Genomic DNA, 20,314 nt, shown 5'->3' on the forward strand with positions numbered 1-20,314 from the left:
CGCGACGCATGAAAGCAGCGGCAAAAACGCTTAAACCAAAACGCCAGGAAGAACAGGCCAACTTTATCAGTTGGCGTTTTGCGTTGCTTTGCGGCTGCATTTTACTGGCGCTGGGTTTCCTGCTGGGACGCGTGGCGTGGCTACAAATCATCGCGCCTGACATGCTGGTGCGTCAGGGGGATATGCGTTCTCTGCGCGTGCAGGAAGTTTCTACCTCTCGTGGGATGATCACCGACCGCTCCGGCCGCCCGCTGGCGGTGAGCGTACCGGTGAAGGCGATCTGGGCCGATCCTAAAGAGCTGCATGACGCAGGCGGGATCACCCTTGATAACCGCTGGAAGGCGCTCTCAGACGCGTTGAAAATGCCGCTGGATCAGCTGGCGTCACGCGTTAACGCCAACCCGAAAGGGCGCTTCATCTATCTTGCCCGTCAGGTGAACCCTGATATGGCTGACTACATTAAAAAACTCAAGCTGCCCGGCATTCATCTGCGGGAAGAATCCCGCCGTTATTATCCTTCCGGCGAAGTCACCGCGCACCTGATTGGCTTCACCAACGTGGATAGCCAGGGGATTGAAGGCGTTGAAAAAAGCTTCGACAAGTGGCTTACCGGCCAGCCTGGCGAGCGAATCGTGCGTAAAGACCGCTATGGTCGCGTCATTGAAGATATTTCCTCGACAGACAGCCAGGCCGCGCACAACCTGGCCCTCAGTATTGATGAGCGCTTGCAGGCGCTGGTCTATCGTGAGCTGAACAACGCCGTCGCGTTTAACAAGGCGGAATCGGGCAGTGCCGTGCTGGTGGATGTGGCGACAGGTGAAGTGCTGGCGATGGCCAGTAGTCCCTCATACAACCCGAATAATTTTGCCGGTACAGCAAAAGATGCGATGCGTAACCGCTCCATCACCGATGTGTTTGAACCCGGTTCAACCGTAAAACCTATGGTGGTGATGACGGCTCTACAGCGGGGCATCGTCAACGAAAATACCGTTCTGAATACGATCCCTTATCGAATTAACGGCCACGAAATAAAAGACGTGGCACGTTACAGCGAACTGACCCTGACCGGGGTCTTACAGAAGTCGAGTAACGTCGGTGTGTCAAAACTGGCGTTAGCGATGCCGTCCTCAGCGTTAGTAGATACTTACTCACGTTTTGGGCTGGGAAAGGCGACCAATTTGGGGTTGGTCGGAGAACGCAGTGGCTTATATCCTCAAAAACAACGGTGGTCTGACATAGAGAGGGCCACCTTCTCTTTCGGCTACGGGCTAATGGTAACTCCCTTACAGTTAGCGCGAGTCTACGCAACGATTGGCAGCTATGGCATTTATCGCCCGCTGTCGATCACCAAAGTTGATCCACCGGTTCCGGGGGAACGTGTTTTCCCGGAATCTATCGTTCGTACCGTCGTACATATGATGGAAAGCGTCGCGCTGCCCGGTGGTGGTGGCGTGAAGGCTGCGATTAAGGGCTATCGTATCGCCATCAAAACCGGTACAGCGAAAAAAGTGGGGCCGGACGGCCGCTATATCAACAAATACATTGCCTATACCGCAGGCGTAGCGCCTGCAAGCAATCCGCGTTTTGCGCTGGTGGTCGTCATCAACGATCCGCAGGCGGGTAAATACTACGGCGGCGCCGTCTCCGCGCCTGTGTTCGGGGCTATTATGGGCGGCGTGTTGCGCACCATGAACATTGAACCGGATGCGCTGGCGACGGGCGAAAAAAGTGAATTTGTAATTAATCAAGGCGAGGGAACAGGTGGCAGATCGTAATTTGCGCGACCTTCTTGCTCCGTGGGTGCCTATGCTACCTGCGCGAGCACTGCGAGAGATGGTACTGGACAGCCGCGTAGCGGCTTCTGGCGATCTTTTTGTGGCAGTGGTAGGTCATCAGGCGGACGGGCGTCGTTATATCCCGCAGGCGATTGCGCAAGGTGTTGCTGCCATTATTGCTGAGGCCAAAGATGAGGCAACAGACGGTGAGATCCGTGAAATGCACGGCGTGCCGGTCATCTATCTCAGCCAGCTGAATGAGCGTCTCTCCGCGCTGGCAGGACGTTTTTACGACGAACCTTCCGACCAGTTAAAGCTGGTTGGCGTGACAGGAACCAACGGAAAAACCACCACCACTCAGTTGATGGCGCAGTGGGCTCAGCTGCTGGGTGAAACCGGTGCCGTCATGGGCACGGTGGGGAACGGTATTCTGGGCAAAGTAAGCCCGACGGAAAACACGACAGGCTCGGCGGTTGACGTGCAGCGTGTGCTGGCAGGCCTTGCAGAGCAGGGGGCGACCTTCGCGGCGATGGAGGTCTCCTCCCATGGTCTGGTACAACATCGCGTGGCGGCACTGAAATTTGCCGCCTCTGTCTTTACAAACCTGAGCCGCGATCACCTTGATTATCATGGTGATATGGAGCACTACGAAGCGGCGAAATGGCTGCTTTATTCCACTCACCACCACGGGCAGGCGATCATTAACGCCGACGACGAAGTCGGTCGCCGCTGGCTGGAAAAACTGCCAGATGCGGTGGCGGTGTCGATGGAAGATCGCATTAATCCGAACTGTCGTGGCCGCTGGCTGAAGGCAGTCGAAGTGAACTACCACGATAGCGGGGCGACGATCCGCTTTGCTTCCACCTGGGGCGAAGGTGAAATTGAAAGCCGCCTGATGGGGGCTTTCAACGTCAGTAACCTGCTGCTGGCGCTGGCGACGCTGCTGGCGCTGGATTACCCGATGGCGGATCTGCTGAAAACGGCTGAGCGTTTGCAACCGGTCTGTGGCCGCATGGAAGTGTTCAGTGCGCCGGGCAAGCCGACGGTGGTCGTGGATTACGCCCACACGCCGGATGCGCTGGAAAAAGCGCTGGAAGCGGCGCGTCTGCACTGCGCTGGCAAGCTCTGGTGCGTGTTTGGCTGCGGTGGCGATCGCGACAAGGGCAAACGTCCGCTGATGGGCGCCATCGCTGAGCAGTTCGCGGATATTCCCGTGGTGACCGATGACAACCCGCGTACCGAAGAGCCGAGGGCCATTATCAACGACATTCTGGCGGGCATGCTGGATGCGGGTCGTGCGCGCGTGGTCGAAGGCCGTGCGGAGGCCGTGACTAACGCCATTATGCAGGCGCAGGAGAACGATGTGGTTCTGCTGGCCGGTAAAGGTCATGAAGATTATCAGATCGTCGGCAATCGTCGTCTGGATTACTCAGACCGCGTGACGGCAGCGCGTCTGCTGGGAGTGGTGGCATGATTAGCATTACGTTAAGCCAGGCCGCTGCGGTATTGCAGGGGATGCTGCATGGTCAGGATCTGACCATTGAGGCTGTGACCACCGACACCCGTAAGGTGACGGCGGGCTGCCTGTTTGTGGCGCTGAAGGGTGAACGTTTTGACGCCCACGATTTTGCGCAACAGGCTAAAGATAACGGCGCGGGTGCGCTGCTGGTCAACCGTAAGCTCGATATCGATTTGCCGCAGATTGTGGTGAAAGATACGCGCCTGGCCTTTGGTGAGCTGGCGGCATGGGTTCGCCAGCAGGTGCCAACACGCGTCGTGGCGCTGACGGGCTCGTCGGGCAAAACCTCCGTTAAAGAGATGACGGCGGCGATCCTTAGCCAGTGCGGAAACACGCTTTATACGGCGGGCAACCTTAATAATGACGTCGGTGTACCGATGACGCTGCTGCGCCTGACCCACGAGCATGAATATGCGGTGATTGAGTTAGGGGCTAACCATCAAGGCGAAATCGCCTGGACCGTGAGCCTGACGCGTCCGGAAGCGGCGCTGGTGAATAACCTGGCGGCGGCACATCTTGAAGGTTTTGGTTCGCTGGCCGGTGTGGCGAAAGCGAAAGGTGAAATTTATACCGGCCTGCCGGATGACGGCATCGCCATTATGAATGCCGATAACAATGACTGGCTGAACTGGCAGAGCATCATTGGTTCACGCAAAACCTGGCGCTTCTCCCCGAATGCGGCAAACAGTGATTTTTCGGCGACCAACATTCATGTGACGTCACACGGCACCGAGTTCACCCTCACGACCCCAACGGGCGACATCGACGTGCTGCTGCCTCTGCCGGGTCGTCATAACATCGCCAATGCGCTTGCTGCGGCAGCGCTCTCAATGGCGGTAGGGGCCTCACACGCTGCGATCAAAGCAGGTCTGGCAAATTTAAAAGCCGTGCCGGGGCGTCTGTTCCCGATCCAGCTGGCTGAAAACAAACTCCTGCTGGATGACTCCTACAACGCTAATGTCGGCTCCATGACGGCGGCCGTGCAGGTCTTGTCTGAGATGCCGGGCTATCGCGTGATGGTTGTGGGCGATATGGCCGAGCTGGGTGATGAAAGCGAAGCCTGCCACGTACAGGTTGGCGAAGCGGCGAAAGCTGCCGGGCTTGACCGCGTACTGAGCGCAGGCACGCTGAGCAAGGCCATTTCCGATGCCAGTGAAGTTGGCGAACATTTTGCCGATAAATCTGCACTGATCGAACGCCTGAAGGCATTGATTACAGAAAAACAGATTGTGACTGTTTTAGTTAAAGGTTCACGTAGTGCCGCCATGGAAGAGGTTGTGCACGCATTACAGGAGAACGGGACATGTTAGTTTGGCTGGCCGAACATTTGGTCAAATATTATTCAGGCTTTAACGTCTTTTCCTATCTGACGTTTCGCGCCATCGTCAGCCTGCTGACTGCGCTGTTCATCTCGTTGTGGATGGGCCCGCGCATGATTGCCCGTCTGCAAAAACTCTCTTTCGGCCAGGTTGTACGCAACGATGGTCCGGAATCACACTTCAGCAAGCGCGGTACGCCGACCATGGGCGGGATCATGATCCTGACCGCGATTGTGGTGTCCGTTCTGCTGTGGGCTTATCCGTCTAACCCCTACGTCTGGTGCGTGCTGACCGTTCTGGTTGGCTACGGGATCATCGGTTTTGTTGATGACTACCGCAAAGTCGTGCGCAAAGACACCAAAGGTTTGATCGCCCGCTGGAAGTATTTCTGGATGTCGGTAATTGCGCTGGGTGTGGCCTTCGCGCTTTACCTGGCAGGAAAAGACACCCCGGCCACCGAGCTGGTGGTGCCGTTCTTCAAAGACGTGATGCCGCAGCTGGGGCTGTTCTACATTCTGCTGGCTTACTTTGTGATCGTCGGCACCGGCAACGCCGTCAACCTGACCGATGGTCTGGACGGCCTGGCCATCATGCCAACCGTGTTTGTCGCGGGCGGTTTCGCGCTGGTGGCGTGGGCGACCGGTAACATGAACTTTGCAAACTACCTGCACATCCCGTACCTGCGACACGCTGGTGAGCTGGTGATCGTCTGTACGGCGATTGTCGGCGCGGGGCTGGGCTTCCTGTGGTTCAACACCTATCCGGCGCAGGTCTTTATGGGCGACGTCGGTTCACTGGCACTGGGCGGCGCGCTGGGCATTATCGCCGTGCTGCTGCGTCAGGAGTTCCTGCTGGTGATTATGGGCGGTGTGTTTGTGGTTGAGACCCTGTCGGTGATTTTGCAGGTCGGTTCCTTCAAGCTGCGCGGCCAGCGCATCTTCCGTATGGCACCGATTCACCACCACTATGAACTGAAAGGCTGGCCGGAGCCGCGCGTCATTGTGCGCTTCTGGATTATTTCGCTGATGCTGGTGCTGATTGGCCTGGCAACGCTGAAGGTACGTTAATCATGGCAGATTACCAGGGCAAAAAAGTCGTTATCATCGGGTTGGGCCTCACCGGCCTCTCCTGCGTGGACTTTTTCCTTGCGCGTGGCGTGACGCCGCGCGTGATGGATACGCGCGTCTCTCCGCCGGGTCTGGACAAGCTGCCGGAGCAGGTTGAACGCCACCTGGGTGGTCTGAATGATGAGTGGCTGCTGGTCGCCGATCTGATTGTTGCCAGCCCGGGCATGGCGCTGGCGCATCCTTCGCTGAGTGCCGCGGCGGATGCAGGCGTTGAGATTGTTGGCGATATCGAACTGTTCTGCCGGGAGGCGCAGGCCCCGATCGTTGCCATTACCGGTTCAAACGGTAAAAGCACCGTCACCACCCTGGTGGGTGAGATGGCGAAAGCGGCGGGCAAAAATGTCGGCGTGGGCGGTAACATTGGCCTACCCGCGTTGATGCTGCTCGATAAAGGGTGTGAGCTGTTTGTACTTGAGCTTTCCAGCTTCCAGCTGGAAACCACTTCAAGCCTGCATGCGGCGGCAGCGACGATCCTTAATGTCACCGAAGATCATATGGACAGATACCCGTTCGGCTTGCAGCAGTACCGCGCGGCCAAGCTGCGTGTCTATGAAAATGCCAAAGTCTGCGTGGTGAATGCCGATGATGCACTCACCATGCCGGTGCGTGGCGCAGACGATCGCTGCATTAGCTTCGGTATTAACATGGGTGACTATCACCTTAACCGCCAGCAGGGCGATACCTGGCTGCGGGTGAAAGGTGAGAAGGTGCTGAACGTGAAAGAGATGATGCTCTCCGGCCAGCATAACTACACCAACGCGCTGGCGGCGCTGGCGCTAGCGGATGCCGTTGGCCTGCCGCGATCTTCAAGCCTGAAGGCGCTGACCACCTTTACCGGCCTGGCTCACCGTTTTCAGCTGGCGCAGGAACACAACGGCGTACGCTGGATTAACGATTCCAAAGCGACCAATGTGGGTAGCACCGAGGCGGCATTGAACGGTCTGCACGTTGAAGGCACACTGCATCTGCTGCTGGGCGGCGACGGTAAATCAGCCGATTTCTCCTCGCTGAAGCAGTACCTCAACGGTGATAACGTGCGCCTTTATTGCTTTGGCCGCGATGGCAGCGAGCTTGCGGCGTTGCGTCCTGAGGTCGCCGAACAAACCGAGACCATGGAACAGGCGATGCGCCTTATCGCCCCCCGCGTGAAGCCCGGCGATATGGTGCTGCTCTCGCCAGCCTGTGCCAGCCTCGATCAATTTAAGAATTTCGAACAGCGGGGCGATGTCTTTACCCGCCTGGCGAAGGAGTTAGGCTGATGCGTTTATCTCTCCCTCGCCTGAAAATGCCGCGTCTGCCAGGGTTTGGTATCCTGGTATGGCTGTTTACGGCGCTGAAAGGCTGGGTGATGGCTTCACGGGATAAAGATTCCGACAGCCTGATTATGTACGACCGCACGCTGTTCTGGCTCACGCTGGGGCTGGCAGCGACCGGCTTTATTATGGTCACCTCGGCGTCGATGCCTGTCGGACAGCGTCTGGCAAACGATCCGTTCCTGTTTGCCAAGCGTGACGGGCTGTACATCATTCTCGCGTTCTGCCTGGCGATGATCACCTTACGCCTGCCGATGTCGTTCTGGCAGCGGCACAGTACGGCCATGCTTATCGCCTCAATCATCATGCTGTTGATCGTTCTGGTCGTCGGGAGCTCCGTTAACGGGGCATCACGCTGGATCGCCTTTGGTCCGCTGCGTATTCAGCCTGCAGAGTTCACCAAGCTTTCGTTGTTCTGCTACCTGGCAAACTACCTGGTGCGTAAAGTCGACGAAGTTCGTAACAACCTGCGCGGCTTCTTAAAACCGATGGGCGTGATTCTGGTGCTTGCGATCCTGCTGCTGGCGCAGCCCGACCTCGGTACGGTAGTCGTACTGTTTGTCACTACGCTGGCGATGCTGTTCCTGGCGGGAGCAAAACTGTGGCAGTTCATTGCCATCATCGGGATGGGGATTTCGGCGGTGGTGCTGCTGATCCTCGCCGAACCATACCGTATCCGCCGTGTGACCTCGTTCTGGAACCCATGGGAAGATCCGTTCGGCAGCGGTTATCAGCTGACACAGTCGCTGATGGCGTTTGGCCGCGGCGAAGTTTGGGGCCAAGGCCTGGGCAACTCGGTGCAAAAACTGGAGTATTTACCGGAGGCGCATACCGACTTTATCTTCTCCATTATTGGGGAAGAACTGGGTTATATCGGTGTGGTATTGGCGCTATTAATGGTATTCTTCGTCGCTTTCCGCGCCATGTCGATTGGCCGTAAAGCGCTGGAGATCGATCACCGCTTCTCCGGTTTCCTGGCCTGCTCAATTGGTATCTGGTTTAGCTTCCAGGCACTGGTAAACGTTGGGGCCGCAGCGGGTATGCTGCCGACCAAAGGTCTGACGTTGCCGTTGATCAGTTATGGTGGTTCGAGTCTGTTGATCATGTCGACGGCCATCATGTTTTTGTTACGCATAGATTATGAAACGCGTCTGGAGAAAGCTCAGGCGTTTACACGAGGTTCACGATGAATCAACCGAAGCGGTTAATGGTGATGGCAGGCGGGACCGGCGGACACGTGTTCCCGGGACTGGCGGTTGCGCACCATTTAATGGAACAGGGCTGGCAGGTACGCTGGCTGGGAACCGCAGACCGCATGGAAGCCGACCTTGTACCTAAACACGGTATCGAGATCGACTTTATTCGTATTTCTGGCCTTCGTGGCAAAGGGATCAAGGCGCTGCTGCTGGCGCCGGTGCGCATTTTCAATGCCTGGCGTCAGGCGCGCGACATTATGAAGCGCTTTAAGCCTGACGTCGTTCTGGGCATGGGCGGCTACGTTTCCGGTCCGGGAGGACTGGCGGCGTGGTCACTGGGCATCCCTGTTGTTCTGCATGAGCAGAACGGTATTGCCGGGTTGACCAACAAATGGCTGGCAAAAATCGCCACCAAAGTTATGCAGGCCTTCCCCGGGGCATTCCCGAAAGCGGATGTCGTAGGGAATCCGGTGCGTGTGGACGTGCTGGCGCTGCCGCTGCCAGATACGCGTCTGGCGGGTCGCGAAGGGCCGGTGCGCGTGCTGGTTGTCGGCGGTTCACAGGGCGCACGTATTTTAAACCAGACGATGCCACAGGTTGCGGCAAAACTGGGTGATGCGGTGACCATCTGGCACCAGAGCGGGAAGGGCGCTCAGCAGAGCGTTGAGCAGGCTTACGCGCAGGAAGGTCAGCCGCAGCATAAAGTGACTGAATTTATTGATGATATGGCCGCAGCCTATGCCTGGGCCGATGTCGTGGTCTGTCGCTCGGGCGCGCTGACGGTGAGCGAAATCGCCGCCGCCGGTTTGCCGGCGCTGTTTGTGCCGTTCCAGCACAAAGACCGACAGCAGTACTGGAATGCGCTGCCGCTTGAGAAAGCGGGTGCAGCGAAGATTTTTGAGCAGCCACAATTTACCGCTGATGCGGTCGCCACTACCCTGGCGGGCTGGAACCGGGATGTATTACTGGAGATGGCGCAACGCGCACGCGCGACCGCTATCCCGGATGCAACGGAACGGGTGGCAAAAGAAGTGAGCCTGGCAGCCCAGGCATAATTCTCGCAGCGCGTGTTGCGCTGCACGATTTTTTTGAAGTAGTCGATGGCGTTTAGAGAATGAATACACAACAACTGGCAAAACTGCGTTCTATCGTGCCCGAGATGCGTCGCGTCCGGCACATTCACTTTGTCGGCATCGGTGGTGCTGGCATGGGCGGTATTGCCGAAGTGTTAGCTAACGAAGGCTATCAGATCAGCGGGTCTGACCTGGCGCCAAACCCTGTTACGCAGCAGCTGGCGTCGCTGGGGGCGACTATCTATTTCAATCATCGCCCGGAAAATGTGAGCGATGCGAGCGTGGTTGTAGTGTCCAGCGCGATCTCCGCGGATAACCCGGAAATCGTTGCGGCGCATGAGGCGCGCATTCCGGTGATCCGTCGCGCGGAAATGCTGGCGGAACTGATGCGTTTCCGTCACGGCATTGCGGTGGCCGGTACGCACGGTAAAACCACAACAACAGCGATGGTATCCAGCATTTATGCGGAAGCGGGTCTCGACCCAACGTTCGTTAACGGTGGTCTGGTGAAAGCCGCTGGCGTGCATGCGCGTCTGGGCCACAGCCGTTATCTGATTGCGGAAGCGGATGAAAGCGACGCGTCGTTCCTGCATTTGCAGCCGATGGTGGCTATCGTCACCAATATCGAAGCTGACCATATGGATACCTACCAGGGCGACTTCGAGAACTTAAAGCAGACCTTTATTAACTTCCTGCACAACCTGCCGTTCTATGGCCGTGCGGTGATGTGCGTGGACGACCCGGTGATCCGCGAGCTGCTGCCGCGCGTCGGGCGTCAAATTACCACCTACGGCTTCAGCGAAGACGCTGATGTACGCGTGGAAGATTATAAGCAGATTGGTGCGCAGGGACATTTCACCCTGGCACGCCAGGATAAAGAGCTCCTGCATGTCACCCTGAACGCGCCGGGACGTCACAATGCCCTGAATGCGGCGGCGGCGGTGGCTGTTGCAACGGAAGAAGGCATTGATGATGAGGCGATCCTGCGCGCGCTGGAAAGCTTCCAGGGAACGGGCCGTCGCTTCGACTTCCTGGGTGAGTTCCCACTGGAGCCGGTAAACGGTAAGCCCGGTTCTGCGATGCTGGTCGACGACTATGGTCACCATCCGACGGAGGTTGACGCAACCATCAAAGCGGCACGCGCGGGTTGGCCGGAAAAGAATCTGGTCATGATCTTCCAGCCGCACCGTTACACACGTACCCGCGATCTATATGACGATTTTGCCAACGTCCTTTCGCAGGTCGATACCCTGCTGATGCTGGATGTTTATGCCGCGGGCGAAGCGCCGATTCCGGGCGCGGACAGTCGGTCTTTATGTCGTACCATCCGCGGACGCGGTAAAGTGGACCCTATCCTGGTCCCCGACCCGGCGCAGGTAGCTGAAATGCTTGCCCCGGTCCTGACGGGTAACGATCTGATCCTGATTCAGGGTGCGGGAAATATCGGCAAAATCGCCCGTACCTTAGCTGAAATCAAACTGAAGCCGCAAACTCAGGAGGACGAGCGTCATGGCTGATAAGATTGCTGTCCTGTTTGGCGGCACTTCCGCCGAACGCGAGGTTTCTCTGAATTCGGGCGCTGCCGTGCTGGCGGGCCTGCGTGAAGGTGGCGTGGACGCGCATCCGGTTGATCCGAAAGAGGTGGACGTTACGCAGCTGAAAGCGATGGGCTTCGATAAAGCCTTTATCGCGTTGCATGGCCGCGGCGGTGAAGACGGCACGTTGCAGGGGCTGCTGGAGCTGATCGGTATGCCGTACACCGGCAGTGGCGTGATGGCATCCGCTATCTCCATGGATAAACTGCGCAGCAAACTGCTGTGGCAGGGGGCGGGTCTGCCCGTTGCGCCATGGGTTGCACTGACGCGCCGTGAATTTGAATTGGGCTTGTCGGACAGCGTTAATACACGCATTGCGGCACTGGGCTTACCGGTTATTGTGAAGCCTAGCCGTGAAGGGTCGAGCGTGGGAATGTCCAAAGTTGATAAAGCTGTAGATTTGGCTGACGCTTTAGCTCTGGCATTTCAACATGATGAAGAAGTTCTGATTGAAAAATGGCTTAGCGGGCCGGAATTTACCGTCGCGATGCTTTGTGAAGAAATTTTACCGTCAATTCGCATCCAACCCGCCGGAGTCTTCTATGATTATGAGGCGAAGTATCTCTCTGATGAGACGCAATATTTCTGCCCAGCTGGTCTTGAAGCACAACGTGAAGCGGAATTACAGTCTCTGGTGCTTAAAGCCTGGAATGTTTTGGGATGCCGAGGCTGGGGACGAATTGATGTGATGCTTGACGGTGACGGGCAATTTTATCTGCTGGAAGCAAACACGTCTCCGGGTATGACCAGCCATAGCCTTGTGCCGATGGCGGCGCGTCAGGCGGGAATGAGCTTCTCGCAATTAGTCGTACGTATTCTGGACCAGGCGGGCTGATATGTCTCAGGCTGCGTTGAACACGCGCAACCGCGATGACGAAGAAGAATATTCTTCTTCGCGCCGGAGTAATGGAACGCGTCTTGCAGGGATTATCTTCCTGCTCGGGGTGCTGTGCACCGTGTTTATCAGCGGCTGGATGGTGCTGGGCTGGATGGAAGACGCACAGCGGTTGCCGCTGTCGAAGCTGGTAGTGACCGGAGAGCGTCACTACACGCGTAACGATGACATTCGCCAGTCAATTCTGGCGCTGGGGTCGCCTGGCACCTTTATGACGCAGGACGTCAACATTATCCAGAGCCAGATTGAACGTCTGCCGTGGATAAAACAGGCGAGTGTCAGAAAGCAATGGCCTGATGAATTGAAGATTCATCTGGTTGAATATGTGCCGATTGCGCGTTGGAATGATCAGCATATGGTTGACGTAGACGGAAATTCGTTCAGCGTCCCGAGCGATCGTGTCAACAAGCAGAATTTACCGATGTTGTATGGCCCGGAAGGCAGCGAAAACGAAGTATTGCAGGGTTTTCGTGAGATGGGGCAGGTGCTGGCTAAGGATCGCTTTACGTTAAAAGATGCTGCGATGACGGCGCGCCGTTCCTGGCAGCTGACCTTAACGAATGGCATTAAGCTCAATCTTGGCCGCGGCGACACAATGAAACGTCTGGCGCGTTTTGTAGAACTTTACCCGGTTTTACAGCAGCAGGCGCAGACGGATGGCAAACGGATAAGCTACGTTGATTTGCGCTATGACTCAGGCGCAGCAGTCGGTTGGGAGCCGGCTCCGGTCGAGGAACCTAATCAGCAACAAAATCAGGCACAGGTACAGGCAGAACAACAATGATCAAGTCGACGGACAGAAAATTGGTAGTAGGACTGGAGATTGGCACCGCGAAGGTTGCCGCTTTGGTAGGGGAAGTTCTGCCCGACGGTATGGTCAATATCATTGGCGTGGGCAGTTGCCCTTCCCGTGGTATGGATAAAGGTGGGGTAAACGACCTTGAGTCGGTGGTGAAATGCGTTCAGCGCGCCATCGACCAGGCTGAATTGATGGCAGATTGCCAGATTTCCTCTGTCTATCTGGCCCTTTCTGGTAAGCACATCAGTTGCCAGAATGAAATCGGTATGGTGCCGATTTCTGAAGAAGAAGTGACGCAGGAAGACGTTGAGAACGTTGTCCACACGGCGAAATCCGTGCGTGTTCGCGACGAGCACCGTGTGCTGCATGTGATCCCGCAAGAATACGCGATCGACTACCAGGAAGGTATCAAGAATCCGGTCGGTCTGTCGGGCGTACGTATGCAGGCAAAAGTGCACCTGATCACATGTCACAACGATATGGCGAAGAACATTGTAAAAGCCGTTGAACGTTGTGGCCTGAAAGTTGACCAACTAATTTTCGCCGGACTTGCCGCGAGCTATTCCGTGCTGACCGAAGACGAACGTGAACTGGGCGTCTGTGTGGTCGATATTGGTGGTGGTACAATGGACATGGCTGTCTATACCGGCGGTGCGTTGCGCCACACCAAAGTGATCCCGTACGCCGGGAATGTGGTGACCAGCGATATCGCTTACGCCTTTGGTACGCCACCGAGCGATGCAGAGGCGATTAAAGTGCGCCACGGTTGCGCGCTGGGCTCTATCGTCGGCAAAGACGAGAGCGTTGAAGTACCGAGCGTAGGCGGTCGACCGCCGCGCAGTTTGCAACGCCAGACGCTGGCTGAGGTAATTGAGCCGCGTTATACCGAGCTGCTCAACCTGGTCAACGAAGAGATTTTGCAGTTACAGGAACAGCTTCGCCAGCAGGGTGTGAAACATCATCTCGCAGCGGGGATTGTATTAACCGGCGGGGCAGCGCAAATTGAAGGTCTTGCGGCCTGCGCTCAGCGCGTGTTCCATACGCAGGTGCGTATTGGTGCGCCGCTGAATATCACCGGTTTAACGGATTATGCTCAGGAGCCGTACTATTCAACGGCGGTGGGCCTGCTGCACTACGGGAAAGAATCCCATTTAAGTGGTGAGGCAGAGGTGGAAAAACGCGTCTCGGTGGGGTCGTGGGTCAAACGACTTAACACCTGGTTGCGAAAAGAATTTTAATTTTTTAAGAGACCGGAGAGAATTAGCGGTCTCGGGCGACAGGCACAACGGAGAGAGAGATTATGTTTGAACCTATGGAATTAACCAACGACGCGGTGATTAAAGTCATCGGCGTCGGTGGCGGCGGCGGTAACGCCGTAGAGCACATGGTGCGCGAGCGCATCGAAGGTGTTGAATTCTTCGCGGTGAACACCGATGCGCAGGCGCTGCGTAAAACGGCTGTTGGCCAGACGATTCAGATCGGTGGTGGCATCACCAAAGGTCTGGGAGCAGGGGCTAACCCGGAAGTGGGCCGCAACGCGGCTGAAGAAGATCGTGAAGCGCTGCGCGCTGCACTGGACGGTGCAGACATGGTCTTCATCGCAGCGGGTATGGGCGGCGGTACAGGTACCGGTGCAGCACCCGTTGTGGCGGAAGTCGCTAAAGATTTAGGTATTCTGACCGTTGCTGTCGTGACCAAGCCTTTCAACTTTGAAGGTAAGAAGCGTATGGCTTTCGCGGAGCAGGGTATCACCGAGCTGTCCAAGCACGTGGACTCTCTGATTACCATTCCGAACGACAAGCTGCTGAAAGTGCTGGGTCGCGGTATCTCTCTGCTGGACGCCTTTGGCGCGGCAAACGACGTGCTGAAAGGCGCGGTTCAGGGTATCGCTGAACTGATTACCCGTCCTGGCCTGATGAACGTTGACTTTGCAGACGTTCGCACAGTGATGTCCGAGATGGGCTACGCGATGATGGGCTCTGGCGTGGCGAGCGGTGAAGACCGTGCGGAAGAAGCCGCTGAAATGGCGATCTCTTCTCCACTGCTGGAAGATATCGATCTGTCTGGCGCGCGCGGCGTGCTGGTCAACATTACCGCTGGCTTTGACCTGCGTCTGGATGAGTTCGAAACCGTGGGTAACACCATCCGTGCATTCGCCTCTGACAACGCTACCGTTGTTATCGGTACGTCCCTTGACCCGGAAATGAACGACGAACTGCGTGTGACCGTTGTGGCCACCGGTATCGGTATGGACAAGCGTCCTGAGATCACCCTCGTGACCAACAAACAGACTCAGCAACCGGTGATGGATCGTTACCAGCAGCACGGTATGTCGCCTCTGACTCAGGAGCAAAAACCGGCTGCGAAAGTGGTGAACGACCCGACTCCACAAACGGCAAAAGAGCCAGATTATCTGGATATCCCGGCGTTCCTGCGTAAGCAAGCTGACTAAGAATTGGCTGGAATTTGGGGATTTGCGCTCTTTGTGCTAAACTGGCCCACCGTTAGTGATATACACTCTCGGTTGGATAGTTAATTTGGCGAGATTATACGATGATCAAACAAAGGACACTTAAACGTATCGTTCAGGCGACGGGTGTCGGTTTACATACCGGCAAGAAAGTCACACTGACGTTACGCCCTGCGCCGGCCAATACCGGGGTCATCTATCGTCGCACCGACTTGAATCCACCGGTAGATTTTCCGGCCGATGCCAAATCTGTGCGTGATACTATGCTCTGTACTTGTCTGGTGAACGAGCATGACGTGCGGATTTCTACCGTAGAGCACCTGAACGCCGCCCTGGCGGGTCTGGGTATCGACAACATTATGGTTGAAGTCGATGCGCCAGAAATCCCGATCATGGACGGGAGTGCTGCTCCGTTCGTTTATTTGTTGCTGGATGCCGGCATCGAAGAACTGAACTGCGCGAAGAAATTTGTTCGCATTAAAGAGACCGTTCGCGTCGAAGATGGCGACAAATGGGCTGAATTCAAACCGTACAATGGTTTCTCGTTGGACTTCACCATCGATTTTAACCATCCGGCGATTGACTCCAGCACCCAGCGCTATGCGATGAACTTCTCTGCGGATGCGTTCATGCGTCAGATCAGCCGAGCACGTACCTTCGGCTTTATGCGTGATATCGAATATCTGCAATCCCGCGGCCTGTGCCTGGGCGGCAGCTTCGATTGTGCCATCGTTGTTGACGATTATCGCGTACTGAACGAAGACGGTCTGCGTTTTGAAGATGAATTTGTTCGTCACAAAATGCTGGACGCGATCGGCGACCTCTTCATGTGTGGTCACAACATCATTGGTGCCTTTACCGCGTTTAAATCCGGTCATGCACTGAACAACAAACTGTTGCAGGCCGTCCTGGCAAAACAGGAAGCCTGGGAATATGTGACCTTCGAAGACGAAGCTGAACTGCCGCTGGCGTTCAAAGCCCCGACTATGGTCCTGGCGTAACGGTTAAAGCCGTTTCGTAAGAAAAGCGACTGGTTCACCTGGTACTCTCTCCGACCAGGGAAGCCAGTCGTTTTTATTTCTGCCCTTTCTGGATTTGTCTCTCTCACCCCTGGCCTGTGTTGGGTGCCAAATAACGGTGTGTTCGCTGCATTAATGACCGTTTTTACCTGCTGCAAGGTGTCATTCCTGCTGTCGTGTATTGGCTTTAGTGGTAATATCTGGGCGCTAAAAAAGAATAACTGAACTCAGCCTGCACTGGCGGGCGAACGTGGTGGAGCAAGTGAGCGGAATACTGACGCGCTGGCGACAATTTGGCAGACGTTACTTCTGGCCGCATCTCTTATTGGGGATGGTCGCGGCGAGTCTCGGCTTGCCTGTGCTCAGCAACAGCGCAGACGCGGCAACCCCAGCACGTTCCACGACGACCAAGCACGATCTCACCACGCGGGTTAACTTCACTAATCTCGCATGGCTTGAAGCCAGCCGTCGTCCCAATTTCTCCGTTGATTACTGGCAGCAACACGCGATTCGCACGGTTATTCGCCATCTGTCGTTCGCGATGGCGCCGCAGACGATGCCTGTTGCTGAAGAAACGCTGCCGGTCCAGGCTCAGCACCTTGCTCTGCTCGATACGCTCAATGCGCTTCTGACGCAGGACAACCAGCCGCCTGTGACCGTGAGTCAGACGGCGCAAACTGCTTTTGTTTCCCCCGCATCCTTCTCTGTTTCGACCTGGATTAGCCAGGTTCACGGCATCCGTGCCGGGCCTCAACGCCTCAGCTAAATTAACCCTTTTTCAATACCTTAATTTATCTGCCCGACTGGGGCGTTTGAGAATTTATTATGCTAATCAAATTATTAACCAAAGTTTTTGGTAGTCGTAACGATCGTACCCTGCGCCGCATGCGCAAAGCTGTGAACGTCATCAACGGTATGGAACCGGCGATGGAGAAGCTCTCTGATGATGAACTGAAAGCAAAAACCGCGGAGTTCCGTACGCGTCTGGAGAAAGGCGAAACCTTAGAAAGCCTGATCCCGGAAGCCTTTGCCGTAGTACGTGAGGCCAGTAAACGCGTGTTCGGCATGCGTCACTTCGACGTGCAGCTGCTGGGCGGGATGGTGCTCAACGAGCGCTGCATCGCGGAAATGCGTACCGGTGAAGGTAAAACCCTGACTGCAACGCTGCCGGCTTACCTGAATGCGCTGACGGGTAAGGGCGTTCACGTTGTTACCGTCAACGACTATCTGGCGCAACGCGACGCCGAAAATAACCGTCCACTGTTCGAATTCCTCGGCATGACCGTGGGCATTAACATGTCCGGCCTGCCGGCACCTGCGAAGCGTGAAGCCTACAACGCGGACATCACCTACGGCACCAACAACGAATACGGCTTCGACTACCTGCGTGACAACATGGCGTTCAGCCCTGAAGAGCGCGTCCAGCGTAAACTGCACTATGCGCTGGTGGATGAGGTTGACTCCATTCTGATCGATGAAGCGCGTACCCCGCTGATCATCTCCGGCCCGGCCGAAGACAGCTCCGAGATGTACCGTAAAGTCGACAAAATCATTCCACACCTGCTGCGTCAGGAGAAAGAAGACTCCGATACTTTCCAGGGTGAAGGTCACTTCTCCGTGGATGAAAAAGCGCGTCAGGTCAACCTGACCGAACGCGGCCTGGTGAAAATCGAAGAGCTGCTGGTGGCTGAAGGCATTATGGAAGAGGGCGAGTCTCTGTACTCCCCGAGCAACATTATGCTGATGCACCACGTAACGGCTGCACTGCGCGCGCACGCCCTGTTCACCCGCGACGTTGACTACATCGTTAAAGACGGTGAAGTCATCATCGTCGATGAACACACCGGTCGTACTATGCAGGGACGTCGCTGGTCCGATGGTCTGCACCAGGCCGTGGAAGCGAAAGAAGGCGTGGATATTCAGAACGAAAACCAGACGCTGGCGTCTATCACCTTCCAGAACTACTTCCGTCTGTACGAGAAGCTGGCGGGGATGACCGGTACCGCAGATACCGAAGCGTTTGAGTTTAGCTCCATCTATAAGCTGGATACCGTGGTTGTACCAACCAACCGTCCAATGATCCGTAAGGATATGCCGGACCTGGTATACATGACCGAAGCGGAAAAAATCCAGGCGATCATCGAAGATATTCGCGATCGTACCGCGAAGGGCCAGCCGGTTCTGGTGGGGACCATCTCCATCGAGAAATCTGAAGTGGTGTCTAACGAGCTGACCAAGGCGGGCATCAAGCACAACGTGCTGAACGCCAAGTTCCACGCTAAAGAAGCAGATATCGTTGCGCAGGCGGGTTACCCGGCTGCCGTAACCATCGCTACCAACATGGCGGGTCGTGGTACCGATATTATGCTCGGCGGTAGCTGGCAGGCCGAAGTGGCCGAGCTGGAAAACCCAACCCCGGAGCAAATCGCGCAGATAAAAGCCGACTGGCAGGTGCGTCACGACGCGGTGCTGGCATCCGGTGGTCTGCACATCATTGGTACCGAGCGTCATGAATCTCGTCGTATCGATAACCAGCTGCGCGGTCGTGCGGGCCGTCAGGGTGATGCCGGTTCTTCCCGCTTCTATCTGTCCATGGAAGATGCGCTGATGCGTATTTTCGCCTCTGACCGTGTGTCCGGCATGATGCGTAAACTGGGCATGAAACCTGGCGAAGCGATCGAGCACCCGTGGGTTACCAAAGCGATTGCCAACGCCCAGCGTAAAGTAGAAAGCCGCAACTTCGATATTCGTAAGCAGCTGCTGGAATATGATGACGTTGCCAACGACCAGCGTCGTGCAATCTATACCCAGCGTAACGAACTGCTGGACGTGTCCGACGTGAGCGAAACCATCAACAGCATTCGCGAAGATGTGTTCAAAGCCACTATCGACGCGCACATTCCACCGCAGTCTCTGGAAGAGATGTGGGATATCGAAGGCCTGCAGGAACGTCTGAAAAACGACTTCGACCTCGAACTGCCAATCAAAGAGTGGCTGGACAAAGAGCCTGAGCTGCACGAAGAGACCCTGCGCGAGCGTATCTACGAAACCGCGCTGGACGTCTATAAGCGTAAGGAAGAAGTGGTTGGCGCTGAGATGATGCGTCACTTCGAGAAAGGCGTAATGTTGCAGACCCTGGACTCCCTGTGGAAAGAGCACCTGGCGGCAATGGACTACCTGCGTCAGGGTATCCACCTGCGTGGTTATGCGCAGAAAGATCCGAAGCAGGAGTACAAGCGTGAATCCTTCTCCATGTTTGCTGCCATGCTGGAGTCGCTGAAGTATGAAGTCATCAGTACCCTGAGCAAAGTTCAGGTGCGTATGCCGGAAGAAGTGGAAGCGATGGAGCAGCAGCGTCGTGAAGAAGCTGAGCGTCTGGCACAGATGCAGCAGCTGAGTCATCAGACCGATGAGAGCGAAGCCGCAGCGGCAATCGCAGCGCAGACGGGCGATCGTAAAGTCGGTCGTAACGATCCGTGCCCATGCGGTTCCGGCAAAAAATACAAGGCGTGCCACGGCCGCCTGAGCTAAGAACATAACAAACCGAAAAGGCGCAGATATCTGCGCCTTTTTTATGGACGTGACATGATGAAAACACTGCAAATTGCTGTCGGGATCATTCGCAACCCGCAAAACCAGATCTTCATTACCCAACGTGCCGCCGATGCGCATATGGCCAACAAATGGGAATTCCCCGGCGGGAAAATCGAATCAGGTGAAACGCCGGAGCAGGCGCTGGTGCGTGAGCTTCAGGAAGAGGTGGGGATCACCCCGCTTGATGCAACGCTGTTCGATAAGCTGGAGTACCAGTTTCCGGACAGGCACATCACGCTCTGGTTCTGGCTGGTGGAAAACTGGGAAGGTGAGCCATGGGGAAAAGAGGGGCAGCCGGGTAACTGGATTGAGCTTCAGGCCAGCGATGCGGAAAAATTCCCGCCTGCCAATGAGCCTGTGATCCTCCGGCTGGTCGCACAACCGTAGGCCTGCTAAGCGAAGCGCCAGCAGGCTTTAAATGTTACTGCTGGTTTTCGCTCCAGTCATCGCTATCCGAGAGATCGCCTTCGCTCGGAATGCGTTTCTCTTCCGCCGCCCATTCGCCCAGGTCTATAAGTTGACAGCGTTTGCAGCAGAATGGGCGAAATGGACTCACTTCTCCCCAGACGACAGTTTTCCCACAGGTTGGGCAGTTTACGGTGGTTACGTCAGACATCGGC

General features: G+C 56.1%; 17 protein-coding genes. 16 read left to right on the forward strand and 1 reads right to left on the reverse strand.

Annotated elements, in window-relative coordinates:
- Positions 1–8 precede the first annotated feature (8 nt).
- The 16 genes from ftsI to mutT all read left to right on the forward strand — a co-directional run bounded on the left by ftsI (position 9) and on the right by mutT (position 20,081).
- Positions 9–1,775, forward strand: a complete 1,767-nt coding sequence (ftsI, locus tag INF86_RS17755) for a peptidoglycan glycosyltransferase FtsI (RefSeq protein ID WP_022647040.1) — start codon at positions 9–11, stop codon at positions 1,773–1,775.
- A complete protein-coding gene (gene murE / locus INF86_RS17760) occupies positions 1,762–3,249 on the forward strand; it encodes a UDP-N-acetylmuramoyl-L-alanyl-D-glutamate--2,6-diaminopimelate ligase (protein WP_193543767.1) in 1,488 nt (495 codons plus the stop codon). Before ftsI ends, murE begins: the two co-directional genes overlap by 14 nt.
- Entirely contained in the window at positions 3,246–4,604 is a 1,359-nt protein-coding gene (murF, locus tag INF86_RS17765; RefSeq protein ID WP_193543768.1) for a UDP-N-acetylmuramoyl-tripeptide--D-alanyl-D-alanine ligase, read from the forward strand. The genes murE and murF overlap by 4 nt, the downstream gene beginning before the upstream one ends.
- Positions 4,598–5,680 carry a phospho-N-acetylmuramoyl-pentapeptide-transferase gene (mraY, locus tag INF86_RS17770; protein ID WP_003856353.1) on the forward strand — a complete coding sequence of 361 codons (1,083 nt, stop codon included), beginning with the start codon at positions 4,598–4,600 and terminating at the stop codon, positions 5,678–5,680. The genes murF and mraY overlap by 7 nt, the downstream gene beginning before the upstream one ends.
- Before the next feature lie 2 nt (positions 5,681–5,682).
- Positions 5,683–6,999 (forward strand): UDP-N-acetylmuramoyl-L-alanine--D-glutamate ligase, encoded by a 1,317-nt coding sequence (gene murD, locus INF86_RS17775; RefSeq protein WP_193543769.1) that lies wholly within the window; start codon positions 5,683–5,685, stop codon positions 6,997–6,999.
- Complete coding sequence (gene ftsW / locus INF86_RS17780) at positions 6,999–8,243, forward strand: cell division protein FtsW (protein WP_022647044.1); 1,245 nt, start codon at positions 6,999–7,001, stop codon at positions 8,241–8,243. The genes murD and ftsW overlap by 1 nt, the downstream gene beginning before the upstream one ends.
- Positions 8,240–9,304, forward strand: a complete 1,065-nt coding sequence (gene murG / locus INF86_RS17785; protein ID WP_023299322.1) for an undecaprenyldiphospho-muramoylpentapeptide beta-N-acetylglucosaminyltransferase — start codon at positions 8,240–8,242, stop codon at positions 9,302–9,304. Before ftsW ends, murG begins: the two co-directional genes overlap by 4 nt.
- Positions 9,305–9,363: 59 nt before the next feature.
- Entirely contained in the window at positions 9,364–10,839 is a 1,476-nt protein-coding gene (murC, locus tag INF86_RS17790) for a UDP-N-acetylmuramate--L-alanine ligase (RefSeq protein WP_023299323.1), read from the forward strand.
- Positions 10,832–11,752 (forward strand): D-alanine--D-alanine ligase, encoded by a 921-nt coding sequence (locus INF86_RS17795; protein ID WP_154051881.1) that lies wholly within the window; start codon positions 10,832–10,834, stop codon positions 11,750–11,752. The genes murC and INF86_RS17795 overlap by 8 nt, the downstream gene beginning before the upstream one ends.
- Before the next feature lies 1 nt (position 11,753).
- Entirely contained in the window at positions 11,754–12,596 is an 843-nt protein-coding gene (ftsQ, locus tag INF86_RS17800) for a cell division protein FtsQ (protein ID WP_003856342.1), read from the forward strand.
- Positions 12,593–13,849: a cell division protein FtsA gene (ftsA, locus tag INF86_RS17805; protein ID WP_003856340.1), complete on the forward strand. Its 1,257-nt coding sequence runs from the start codon at positions 12,593–12,595 to the stop codon at positions 13,847–13,849. Before ftsQ ends, ftsA begins: the two co-directional genes overlap by 4 nt.
- Before the next feature lie 62 nt (positions 13,850–13,911).
- Positions 13,912–15,063 carry a cell division protein FtsZ gene (ftsZ, locus tag INF86_RS17810; protein ID WP_022647048.1) on the forward strand — a complete coding sequence of 384 codons (1,152 nt, stop codon included), beginning with the start codon at positions 13,912–13,914 and terminating at the stop codon, positions 15,061–15,063.
- Between the two features lie 101 nt (positions 15,064–15,164).
- Positions 15,165–16,082 (forward strand): UDP-3-O-acyl-N-acetylglucosamine deacetylase, encoded by a 918-nt coding sequence (gene lpxC, locus INF86_RS17815; protein ID WP_003856337.1) that lies wholly within the window; start codon positions 15,165–15,167, stop codon positions 16,080–16,082.
- Between the two features lie 280 nt (positions 16,083–16,362).
- Entirely contained in the window at positions 16,363–16,866 is a 504-nt protein-coding gene (gene secM, locus INF86_RS17820; RefSeq protein WP_032677334.1) for a secA translation cis-regulator SecM, read from the forward strand.
- A 59-nt stretch (positions 16,867–16,925) separates the two neighbouring features.
- The gene (gene secA, locus INF86_RS17825; RefSeq protein ID WP_193543770.1) at positions 16,926–19,631 is read left to right on the forward strand and encodes a preprotein translocase subunit SecA; all 2,706 of its coding nucleotides are present in this window, start codon (positions 16,926–16,928) and stop codon (positions 19,629–19,631) included.
- 57 nt (positions 19,632–19,688) lie between these two features.
- Positions 19,689–20,081, forward strand: coding sequence for an 8-oxo-dGTP diphosphatase MutT (gene mutT, locus INF86_RS17830; RefSeq protein ID WP_032621758.1), 393 nt, complete (start codon positions 19,689–19,691; stop codon positions 20,079–20,081).
- Between the two features lie 34 nt (positions 20,082–20,115).
- On the opposite strand, the gene yacG is transcribed toward mutT, so the two are convergent.
- Positions 20,116–20,310 (reverse strand): DNA gyrase inhibitor YacG, encoded by a 195-nt coding sequence (gene yacG, locus INF86_RS17835; RefSeq protein ID WP_003856332.1) that lies wholly within the window; start codon positions 20,308–20,310, stop codon positions 20,116–20,118.
- Between the last annotated feature and the right edge of the window lie 4 nt (positions 20,311–20,314).

Origin of the sequence: Enterobacter cloacae complex sp. I1M (assembly GCF_014982425.1) — a bacterium.
In the GTDB taxonomy this organism is placed as follows: Bacteria; Pseudomonadota; Gammaproteobacteria; order Enterobacterales; family Enterobacteriaceae; genus Enterobacter; species Enterobacter intestinihominis.

What these genes read in the sequence shown, in the direction of transcription:
- ftsQ (WP_003856342.1), top strand. Translation starts at nt 11,754, where the DNA reads ATGTCTCAGGCTGCGTTGAACACGCGCAACCGCGATGACGAAGAAGAA.
- secA (WP_193543770.1), top strand. Translation starts at nt 16,926, where the DNA reads ATGCTAATCAAATTATTAACCAAAGTTTTTGGTAGTCGTAACGATCGT.
- ftsA (WP_003856340.1), top strand. Translation starts at nt 12,593, where the DNA reads ATGATCAAGTCGACGGACAGAAAATTGGTAGTAGGACTGGAGATTGGC.
- ftsZ (WP_022647048.1), top strand. Translation starts at nt 13,912, where the DNA reads ATGTTTGAACCTATGGAATTAACCAACGACGCGGTGATTAAAGTCATC.
- murC (WP_023299323.1), top strand. Translation starts at nt 9,364, where the DNA reads ATGAATACACAACAACTGGCAAAACTGCGTTCTATCGTGCCCGAGATG.
- murG (WP_023299322.1), top strand. Translation starts at nt 8,240, where the DNA reads ATGAATCAACCGAAGCGGTTAATGGTGATGGCAGGCGGGACCGGCGGA.
- murF (WP_193543768.1), top strand. Translation starts at nt 3,246, where the DNA reads ATGATTAGCATTACGTTAAGCCAGGCCGCTGCGGTATTGCAGGGGATG.
- murD (WP_193543769.1), top strand. Translation starts at nt 5,683, where the DNA reads ATGGCAGATTACCAGGGCAAAAAAGTCGTTATCATCGGGTTGGGCCTC.
- ftsI (WP_022647040.1), top strand. Translation starts at nt 9, where the DNA reads ATGAAAGCAGCGGCAAAAACGCTTAAACCAAAACGCCAGGAAGAACAG.
- lpxC (WP_003856337.1), top strand. Translation starts at nt 15,165, where the DNA reads ATGATCAAACAAAGGACACTTAAACGTATCGTTCAGGCGACGGGTGTC.
- yacG (WP_003856332.1), bottom strand. Translation starts at nt 20,310, where the DNA reads ATGTCTGACGTAACCACCGTAAACTGCCCAACCTGTGGGAAAACTGTC.
- INF86_RS17795 (WP_154051881.1), top strand. Translation starts at nt 10,832, where the DNA reads ATGGCTGATAAGATTGCTGTCCTGTTTGGCGGCACTTCCGCCGAACGC.
- ftsW (WP_022647044.1), top strand. Translation starts at nt 6,999, where the DNA reads ATGCGTTTATCTCTCCCTCGCCTGAAAATGCCGCGTCTGCCAGGGTTT.
- mraY (WP_003856353.1), top strand. Translation starts at nt 4,598, where the DNA reads ATGTTAGTTTGGCTGGCCGAACATTTGGTCAAATATTATTCAGGCTTT.
- mutT (WP_032621758.1), top strand. Translation starts at nt 19,689, where the DNA reads ATGAAAACACTGCAAATTGCTGTCGGGATCATTCGCAACCCGCAAAAC.